Here is a 6736-nt window from a genome sequence, read left to right as displayed (position 1 = left end):
CGATCTACCAACACCACCTCCGCGCCAGTGCTAGCTTTTCGTACCGTCACTTATTGCACTGAAAACGAGGAGACCCCTCAATTGGGCAGTCATGATTTTGGCCGTCCTCAGGCGCGGACCAGCGGCGTGTCTTCCCACTTGGTTGTGTAGTGGGGCGTTCGCCGTTCTTGTTCCATATCCCACGCCCGCTGTGGGTTCGACTTGCCGGTCGCCTCCACGTGCACCATCCCTTTTCCGAAGCGGTCATTGATCGTGTCCATCGAGCGCATCAGGCGCACGCGCTTGCTATCCGCGGCGGCTTCGTCTGGTAGATCCAGGTCTAGCTCGTGCTGATGCATGCCAGCGGGCTGCAGGTCCATCTGAACTTAAACGGCTTCCCAAAATCCGCAGAACAAAATCTTTACTTGTCATCGCTGCGCCGCCAAACTGCAGGAACACCCACCTCAGCCACGAAAGCACAACATGGCCATCCACCAAGACACCAAGATCTCCGTGGGCGTCGTCACGACGCTCTTTCACGACTGGCAAGCCCAACTGGAGGAGTGCTTCATGAAGCGCGACGCCTTCCTGGAGCACGTCCTGAGCTGCGAGATGGAGCACCTGAGCGCCGACCTGGCCGGCAAGCGCAACAGCGAGGAGGCCAAGACCTACATCTCGCACGCGCTGCACCGCCTGGGCGGCGCTCGCTCCCTGGCCATCAAGCCGCGCAGCTTCAAGATCAGCAAAGCCACGGCCGATGCGCTGCGCGCGATCGAGCACGAGCACAACCTGGTGCGCGATGCGCTGTTCAACCGGCTCATCGTGTTGATGCGCGGGCGCCGCGGTCTTCTGCGCGCGCTCGAGCTGCCCGAGACCGTGCCCTGGAACAGCGACAGCGGCAGCGCGCTGCACGTGGGGCCGCTCCCCAATCTGCTGGAGGTGCTCTCGGATCCTCTCTACAACCTGCGCGCCGAGTGCCAGCGGGTGCACGGGTGCGGCATCCATGCCATGGACCTACCCAGGGAGCTCGATGGCCTCAGCCTCTACCTGGACGACGCGCAAGTCCCCGGCACCGGCGTCAACACCCTGTGGCAGGACTTGCTCGACGACGCCCCGTCGCTGCTGGCCGACGCCGAGCGGTTCACCGACAGTCTTTCCCCCATCCGATCCTAGGCCTGAGCAGGAGCATTGACATGGCACACCCCGTCCACACGTCCAATCCACGGCTCTTCAACCGGCTCTGGCGCTCCCTTGGCGGGCGCATCGTGCCGGTGCGACGCACGGGGGAGGTCTTCTATATCCACGAGCGGTTTTGCCGGCCGGTGCGCGCTAACGCGAGGAGGTTGGACGTCCCCGCGAAGCTTCTGAGCCGGCTCAACGAGTTGCTGCGCGCGCCATAAAAGTCAACCTCAGCCCCAGAGTTGTCCGCCTTGAGCGGAGTCGTTCCTCGTGGCGCTACAGGGCCAAGAAAGCGGTGCAGTCGCACACGCTGTTTGCGCTCTCCAATCTGTGGATAGTGCGATGACTGCTGCATGGCGAGGCACGGGGATGAGTGCGCACGCTGCGGCCCCATGGGCCTGCTATTGCCGCCAACTGAAACAGCGCGCATCAGTCGTCGCTGCCGTGGACGGTGTGCATACCTTTCCTTGACGCTACGAAGGCCTGGTGTAACGCCACACCTTTCATGCTGGCTCGTCACCGTCCTTAACGATCCTCATGTGACGACCGCGTGGCTCGCTCACGATTGCTGGCAGGCTCAGGGGCGTTCTTCATCGGGTGGAAAAAGAAGCTGATGCCTGGCAATCGCCTTCACCCAATCATTCCGCGCAAGGCCCGGGGCATAAAGTCCAAGACCTGGACCCAGGCTCTCAATCAAACTCCGCCGACTAGCTGGCTCGAAGGTTGGCTCTGTGTACGTCAACGCTAGGTCCTCGACGCGGAAGGATGCTGCGAGCATTGCAAGCGCTGCTCGATCGCGCTCATTGCGAACACAAACAACGAACCCCCATTGCGACCAAACGCTCCAACAACTTGGCACTTCGGAGACGTAGTTGGCCTCGCAAACCCCTTGCTCTAAATCCTCAAGGAACTGCTCGCGCGATCGTGACGACTGCAAGGACCGAGTTTCCGTTGCCTCTGCTGTCCACACTATGAAACTGACCAACTCTTCATTTCTGCTGGCTTCAAACAGCTTTAGCTTCGACAGGGACCGGTCGCACGCCTGCAAGATGCCGGACTGCCTTTGCAATCCGATAAAGCTGGCGAGTCGCGCTACTCCATGTTCGTGCTCGCTGAACGTGCCCCAGCCCAGGTGCACACCGAAAGGAATGTCATCTTCATAGAGAATCTTGGTGATTGCAGACGGTTTCATGCGATCTCCCCAGCCTGGACGGGCTCGACTGGAACTGCCACCAACCTGCCCATTCCTGAGACGCCAGCTGATGCGATCGCGTCAAGGGCTGTCTTTCCAGGTCTCGTCGCAATTCGATGCAGCGCTGCCTCGTTGACCACGCAGATGTGCCAACTGCGGACCATCGGCGCGCGCCGCCGAGCTACCCGGGATTCCATGTTGGCCGCGGTGCGCAATCCTTTTGTGACCATTGCCTTCATGTACTTGGCAACCGGCGACTGCTGAACCCCGATTGGCGCGGCGTCGAGTGCTGCAAGGATTGCTCTTGCACGCTGGGGGAACCACGCCGCAGTTTCAACTGTGAGTAGATCCCGGTCAGGATCGAGGCCCAAGGCTTTCAGCAGCGCCGGGATTTCATCGTGAATAAGGGGATGGCCGATGTACGAGATAGGCTCGTTCATGTGCGGGTGTGACGCCTTGTGCCAGCGGTCCACTACCGCGTCAAGCCGCTCGATGGCCGCGGCAAGTCCGTTCACGGCTGCTCTGCTGGACCCATGGATGTTTTCGATACGCGCCAGTATCGCCTTTAGACTCGCGCGGATACGATGAGCTTGCTCGTCTTGCAACCATTTTTGCGCCCTTGGCGGCTGACCGCACAGGGACAGATAAAGCCGGTGCAAATCGATCCTTCCGAACTGCCAAGGGTCGTACTCGGACCACACGACTTCATCGAGCCGATGCGCGACGGCGGTCATTTGACGAGCAAACTCAGACCTGCGACAGGCAACATCCCAGACGTATCGCAAAGTCTCGTGAATGCCGTAGAGCTCCTCGGCCGATAGTGATGGATTCGACTGGTCTGGCGTTGGACGATGCGGCGAGGGTTCATACCTGAAGCCGTGAGAAGGCCGAACTCGTTCAACAATGTTGGCGGCCCTCTCCGCCGAGATGCCTGTGTTCTGGCAAAGGATTCGAACTTGATGCTCCCGTCGCCATTTAACCGCGAGCGGACAACACTTCTCGTCAGGCACCGAAGTAGTCTGCGCGTTTGGAAACAGAGAGAGAAGATGGTTCCAGTCGCGGTAGCCGAGTACTAAGGCCGCGAGAAAGTAACCTCTGGTGAGGGGAACCGAAAGCACTCGTGAGAGCCGCTTTCCGATGTGACGGGCGTGCTCAATGTCCGCAATCAAGATCTGCATAGCATGCTACTTTTGCTTCGCCAGGAGACGCCCGCTACTCCTGCGCAAAAGAAACCTGCACAGAATGGATTTGTCAGTGTGAGACGGTCAAGTCGATTGCGGCATGCTTCCCGGTTGCGGGCGTGGTAGGAGCTCGACTAACCCCGTTTGAATTTTGCCGTATCGGTAGCCGCATGACAAGATGCTGATCCTGAACGGCGCGGAGATAGATGGAGGCCCTGTCCACAGCTAGGAAATGCAAGACTCTCCTCGCAGGATTGACAAAAGTGCCTGTAACGAGTGTCTTGACGCAAGAATTTGCGGATGAAAAGGATGCGCAAAATGGAGCACTTTGACTGGGCCCGTGAACCTGTACGATGGAAGTTTGCAGCTTGGTGCGTCGGATGCGCCCTGAAGGCCTTCGGCTATGTGTGCATAGCCTATTCGCTTCATCGTGCCCCGCGCGAACTGTTGTCTGTACTGCAGATCTAGTGTGTCTGCCGGCCGGCTTGACGGGTCACAGTTCAACCTTCCATTAGGACGGGCCAGACCGTGACCGCTGAGGACATCACAGAACGCGAAATTGTCATAGGGAGGGCGGTGCCACTTGTTGTGGTACCAGCCTCAACAGCAATGCAGCGCTTTTTCTAGCCGCTTGCGTAATCCAAGAAGCAACCAGGTAGCGCGATGAAGCCTCAAGCTCAAACGACTCGAAGGACTGTGGTCCGAATCGCTCTTTGCCTCGTACTCCCGTTGCCCAGCCTCGCCGCACAACGGTTCAGCTTCTCTGGCCTGGGTTGGGGCGAAGCATTTGATGCGAGCAAGTCCAAGCTCATTGAGGCTGGGTACACCATTGGCGATCTATTCACCTATCCGGGGCGGGTAGGAAGCTTCAGCTTGAGCTTTAAAGGATCCATTGGAGGTCTGCCGTTCATGGGCAGTGCTCAGTTCTATGAAGCAAAACTCGTCAGTGTGAAGCTCGATTTTCCGCTGGACCCCAGAAGCAGACTCGATCAGATCGCGGCGATAGAGGAACTTGTTGAGCGGCGGTATGGGAAAGGGCGTCATGTCAAGACCACCGACCGTAGAGACAGAACGAGAACGGTCTGGGGTCAGGAGCCCAATGAGACGTTGAGCTTAACGGTAACGGACCGGGCGGGCTCGACTGGTTCCGACAGTGGCGTCGTTCTTGACTACACGTCGAGTAAGTCGCATCAGATTTCCCGGCAAGTGGAGGCTGAACACAAGGAGAAGTTGCGGAAGCAGAGAACTGAAGAAGAAGCGAAAAAGGCCGCTGCGAGCTCAAAGCTCTGACATTCGTGAGCGATGATCTGGGAACTCCACAAACTTGCTTATCGCACATGTCTACGATGACCACCGCCGACGCATTGCGCCTTGCGATCAATGTCCTCAGAGACTGCGCTGAGTCGGGCCGCATGCCCTCTGGGATTGATCTCGATTCGGACTCCATTGCTCTACAGGTGGAGGCCGCCGAGATACTGGACGAAGCGCTCAAAACTCTTCGGGACCACGAGTAGTGCCCTCGTGCGGTTTCCTCCTGGCCGCATGAGGCGAGCTCCTATGCCAATGCAGAGCACGTCGGTCTTCCCGGGCGAATGAAAGAACAAAGGGGCCGAAGCCCCTGCTTCTCATCGCTCCGGGTTACAGCGCTGCGTCCTTCACTTTTTTGAAGAATCGCGCTTTGACCTTCACCGACGCCGGCTTGGCCGCGAACATGCGCTCGACCTTGGTGAAGGGGTCGATGCCCTTGCGGGCCTTCTTGGCCGGCACCTGCAACGCGGTGATCTTGAGCACGCCGGGCCAGGTGAAGGCGCCAGCGCCCTTCTTGGATAGCGACGCGTGGATCGTGGCTTCGAGCGAGCCCAGGACGGCCTTGACAGTCTTGGCGTCGGCGCCAGATGCCTGCACCAGGTGGTTGACCAGGCTGGTCTTGTTGAAGTTTTCCTTGATGGGCTTGAGAGCGGTCACCGGCTTCGCTGCCGTTTTCGATGCTGCTTTTGCCGCCTGTTTAGCGGGCTTCTTCGCGGTGGCCTTCTTTGCAGTTGCCATGATTCGACTTCTCCGAGATTTCGTTGATACTGTGAAAACTGGTTGACCCAGCTGCTGAAGTGTATTTCGCCGCCGCGCTGTACTGTCGATCAGCTCTGGCTTCAACGCCACGGTTCCTACTATTCGTGCCCGTCAGTAGATTCGCAATGAGCGCACCACCCAAGCCATATGACCTCGTCACTCCTGATTTGATTGAACAGATCGAGGCGTGTACTCCAGACGCGAGGCATGCTGGGCTCCTGTCTTTGTTGCGTAGCTTTGCTGCTTCGATGCCCGTCAAGTTGGTGACGAAAAGAGGAGGGGACGGCAGTCACTACTTGGCAAGGCGCAAGGTGATCGGCCGAGACGGCACGGTGGTGCATGCGGATCACAAAGCATGGCTACGTGAGCAGCTGGCAGTTGATCACGGCGACGCCGCAGTTACCTTTTCTCGACTCAGCGCAGGTGGTTTCCTGCTCACCCGTTGCGACATCACGCTCCTCTACATCGTGCATGACCGCGCGAGCGACAACCCCGCCGACTTCGTCCAGACTGTTGTGCGATTGGAGGAGGAGAGGGTCGAGCGCGTGGCGTTTGAATCATCGCCCTGGGGTCCTATCCGAACGCTGTCCGAGCTTGAAGAGTTTGTCGAGGGTGTGCCTGTTGTTGATTCCATGCGCAGCCTCGTGGGCGAGCCGATCTACCGACTCGATTCCATGGTGGACGTGGAGGAGTTCGTGTCACTGGCCGAAGCATGCGATGCGCGAATGCGCGACTGGGTTCGGAAACGTCAGTATGTGGTCAGCGGCAGCTTCCCTCGCAACCAAGCTGCAAATGCGCCCCAAGAAGTACGAACTCACGACCAGATGTTTCCAGGATGGGACAAAGGAGCGCCTAAGCAGCGCCGCCTCTTCGAAGACTGGAAGAATTCAAGCGCTGGCCGGAGCGGAGCGCGCTTTTGCGATCACTGGGTGCTGAGCCTGTCTGATTGGACTGACCCGAAAAATGGCATGCGGCATCTTTCACTCGTACCTGTATGGACCTTCTCGCAGCGGCTGGCGGAGATTGATGGCAACCAAGGTGATTGCTACGCGCACTTCGGAAGTGAGCGTCCAGTCAGCCCATCTTGAAAGCCGAGGCGGTTCATAGGAGCCTCGAGTCCACTTCAACTCTTGGTGGA

Annotated in this window: 9 protein-coding genes; 5 read left to right on the top strand and 4 right to left on the bottom strand. The window is 58.7% G+C overall.

Going from position 1 to position 6736, the window contains the following annotated elements; translation table 11 throughout:
• Positions 1-107: 107 nt before the first annotated feature.
• A complete protein-coding gene (locus BN948_RS25050; protein ID WP_035624737.1) occupies positions 108-359 on the bottom strand; it encodes a DUF4113 domain-containing protein in 252 nt (83 codons plus the stop codon).
• Between the two features lie 103 nt (positions 360-462).
• Here BN948_RS25050 and BN948_RS25045 point away from each other — a divergent pair, with 103 nt between their 5' ends.
• Together BN948_RS25045 and BN948_RS25040 are read left to right on the top strand one after the other, a co-directional pair.
• Entirely contained in the window at positions 463-1152 is a 690-nt protein-coding gene (locus BN948_RS25045; protein WP_035624735.1) for a hypothetical protein, read from the top strand.
• 20 nt (positions 1153-1172) lie between these two features.
• Positions 1173-1379: a hypothetical protein gene (locus BN948_RS25040; protein ID WP_035624732.1), complete on the top strand. Its 207-nt coding sequence runs from the start codon at positions 1173-1175 to the stop codon at positions 1377-1379.
• 356 nt (positions 1380-1735) lie between these two features.
• On the opposite strand, the gene BN948_RS26890 is transcribed toward BN948_RS25040, so the two are convergent.
• Both BN948_RS26890 and BN948_RS25035 read right to left on the bottom strand, forming a co-directional pair.
• Positions 1736-2350, bottom strand: a complete 615-nt coding sequence (locus BN948_RS26890; RefSeq protein ID WP_156037861.1) for a hypothetical protein — start codon at positions 2348-2350, stop codon at positions 1736-1738.
• Positions 2347-3084: a hypothetical protein gene (locus BN948_RS25035; RefSeq protein WP_035624731.1), complete on the bottom strand. Its 738-nt coding sequence runs from the start codon at positions 3082-3084 to the stop codon at positions 2347-2349. The genes BN948_RS26890 and BN948_RS25035 overlap by 4 nt, the downstream gene beginning before the upstream one ends.
• Before the next feature lie 1176 nt (positions 3085-4260).
• Between BN948_RS25035 and BN948_RS26885 the strand changes: the two genes are divergently transcribed.
• Complete coding sequence (locus BN948_RS26885; RefSeq protein WP_156037860.1) at positions 4261-4821, top strand: hypothetical protein; 561 nt, start codon at positions 4261-4263, stop codon at positions 4819-4821.
• Between the two features lie 56 nt (positions 4822-4877).
• Complete coding sequence (locus tag BN948_RS26965) at positions 4878-5045, top strand: hypothetical protein (protein WP_162182759.1); 168 nt, start codon at positions 4878-4880, stop codon at positions 5043-5045.
• A gap of 124 nt (positions 5046-5169) precedes the next feature.
• On the opposite strand, the gene BN948_RS25030 is transcribed toward BN948_RS26965, so the two are convergent.
• A complete protein-coding gene (locus tag BN948_RS25030) occupies positions 5170-5682 on the bottom strand; it encodes an HU family DNA-binding protein (RefSeq protein WP_474997253.1) in 513 nt (170 codons plus the stop codon).
• Between the two features lie 41 nt (positions 5683-5723).
• Between BN948_RS25030 and BN948_RS26880 the strand changes: the two genes are divergently transcribed.
• The gene (locus BN948_RS26880) at positions 5724-6686 is read left to right on the top strand and encodes a hypothetical protein (protein ID WP_156037859.1); all 963 of its coding nucleotides are present in this window, start codon (positions 5724-5726) and stop codon (positions 6684-6686) included.
• Positions 6687-6736: the final 50 nt, after the last annotated feature.

The organism is Hydrogenophaga intermedia (assembly GCF_000723405.1).
Classification (GTDB): domain Bacteria; phylum Pseudomonadota; class Gammaproteobacteria; order Burkholderiales; family Burkholderiaceae_C; genus Hydrogenophaga; species Hydrogenophaga intermedia.
The sequence above is the reverse complement of the archived record's forward strand: the minus strand, read 5'-3'. Positions and strand labels throughout refer to the sequence as shown.

Excerpts from the sequence above, each read along its gene's own strand:
- BN948_RS26965 (WP_162182759.1), top strand. The coding sequence starts at position 4,878 with ATGACCACCGCCGACGCATTGCGCCTTGCGATCAATGTCCTCAGAGAC.
- BN948_RS26880 (WP_156037859.1), top strand. The coding sequence starts at position 5,724 with ATGAGCGCACCACCCAAGCCATATGACCTCGTCACTCCTGATTTGATT.
- BN948_RS26890 (WP_156037861.1), bottom strand. The coding sequence starts at position 2,350 with ATGAAACCGTCTGCAATCACCAAGATTCTCTATGAAGATGACATTCCT.
- BN948_RS25040 (WP_035624732.1), top strand. The coding sequence starts at position 1,173 with ATGGCACACCCCGTCCACACGTCCAATCCACGGCTCTTCAACCGGCTC.
- BN948_RS25050 (WP_035624737.1), bottom strand. The coding sequence starts at position 359 with ATGGACCTGCAGCCCGCTGGCATGCATCAGCACGAGCTAGACCTGGAT.
- BN948_RS25045 (WP_035624735.1), top strand. The coding sequence starts at position 463 with ATGGCCATCCACCAAGACACCAAGATCTCCGTGGGCGTCGTCACGACG.
- BN948_RS25035 (WP_035624731.1), bottom strand. The coding sequence starts at position 3,084 with ATGACCGCCGTCGCGCATCGGCTCGATGAAGTCGTGTGGTCCGAGTAC.